The organism is Actinosynnema sp. NPDC023658 (assembly GCF_040639995.1).
GTDB lineage: Bacteria > Actinomycetota > Actinomycetes > Mycobacteriales > Pseudonocardiaceae > Actinosynnema.
On record NZ_JBFAAX010001243.1, the window covers coordinates 1 to 1,468 of the forward strand.

Here is a 1,468-nt window from a genome sequence, read left to right on the forward strand (position 1 = left end):
GTGCTCGGCGTGCTGGGCGCGGGCGCGGCGTGGGTGCCGCTCGACCCGCGCGCCCCGCACGACCGCAGCGCCGCCCTGCTCTCCGACAGCGGCGCGCGGTGGCTGCTGGCGAGCCCCGAGCGGGCCGCCCAGGCCCACGACCTGGCCGCCGACACGGGCGTCGAGGTGATCGTCCTGGACGACGCCGCCGACCCCGACCTGCTGCCCGTGCGCGGCGGTGACGACGACCTCGCCTACGTCATCTTCACCTCCGGCTCCACCGGCCGCCCCAAGGGCGCGATGGTGCACCGCGCCGGCATGGTCAACCACCTGCTGGCCAAGGTCGAGGACCTCGGGCTGTCCGAACTGGACACGGTGGTGCAGAACGCGCCGCTGACGTTCGACATCTCGGTGTGGCAGATGCTGGCCGCGCTGGTCGCGGGCGGCACCACCCGCGTGGTCGGTGACGACGACGCGCTGGACCCGGTCGCGCTGTTCGGCCTGACCTCGGCGGAACGGGTCTCCGTGCTGGAGGTCGTGCCGTCGCTGCTGCGCACCGCGCTGGACGCGGCCGACGCGGGCGCGGAGCTGGCCGCGCTGCCCGACCTGCGGTGGCTGATGGTCACCGGCGAGGCGCTGCCCGCCCGCACCTGCGAGCGGTGGTTCGCCCGCGAGCCCGGCATCCCGCTGGTCAACGCCTACGGCCCGACCGAGTGCTCCGACGACGTCACGCACGCCGTGCTGACCGCCGACACCCCGGTCGCGGTGACCGGCGTGCCCATCGGCCACGCCGTGCGCAACACCCGCCTGTACGTGATGGACGAGCACGGCGTGCCGGTGCCCGCGGGCGTGCCCGGCGAGCTGTACGTCGGCGGCGTCGGGGTCGGCCACGGCTACCTGGGCGACCCGGTGAAGACCGCGACCGCGTTCGTCCCCGACCCGTTCGCCACCCTGGCGGGCGCGCGGCTCTACCGCACCGGTGACGTGGTGCGCCGCCGTCGGGACGGTCAGCTGGAGTTCCTCGGCCGGCGCGACCACCAGGTCAAGATCCGCGGCCAGCGCATCGAGCTGGGCGAGGTCGAGGCGGCGCTGCGGCGGCTGCCGGGCGTCACCGACGCCGTCGTCACCACCAGCCCGGACGCGGCCGGGCAGAACCGGCTCGTCGGCTACGTGGTCGGCTCGTCGGTCCCGGTCGGCGGCATCCGGGAGGCGCTGGCGCCGTCGTTGCCGGAGGCGATGGTCCCCGCCGCGGTGGTCGTCCTGGACGAGCTGCCGCTGACCCCCAACGGCAAGGTGGACCGCCGCGCGCTGCCGGAGCCCGACTTCGGCGGCGGCACGGGCCGGGCCGCGCGCACGCCCCGCGAGGAGGTGCTGTGCACCGTGTTCGCCGAGGTGCTCGGCGTGCCCGCGGTCGGCGTGGACGACGACTTCTTCGCCCTGGGCGGTCACTCGCTGCTGGCGACCAGGCTGGTCAACCGCATCCGCTCGG

General features: G+C 75.8%; 1 protein-coding gene. It reads left to right on the forward strand.

The window, feature by feature from the left end:
- A partial coding sequence (locus tag AB0G02_RS39910) for a non-ribosomal peptide synthetase (protein WP_360805646.1) occupies positions 1-1,468 on the forward strand: 1,468 nt, incomplete at both ends.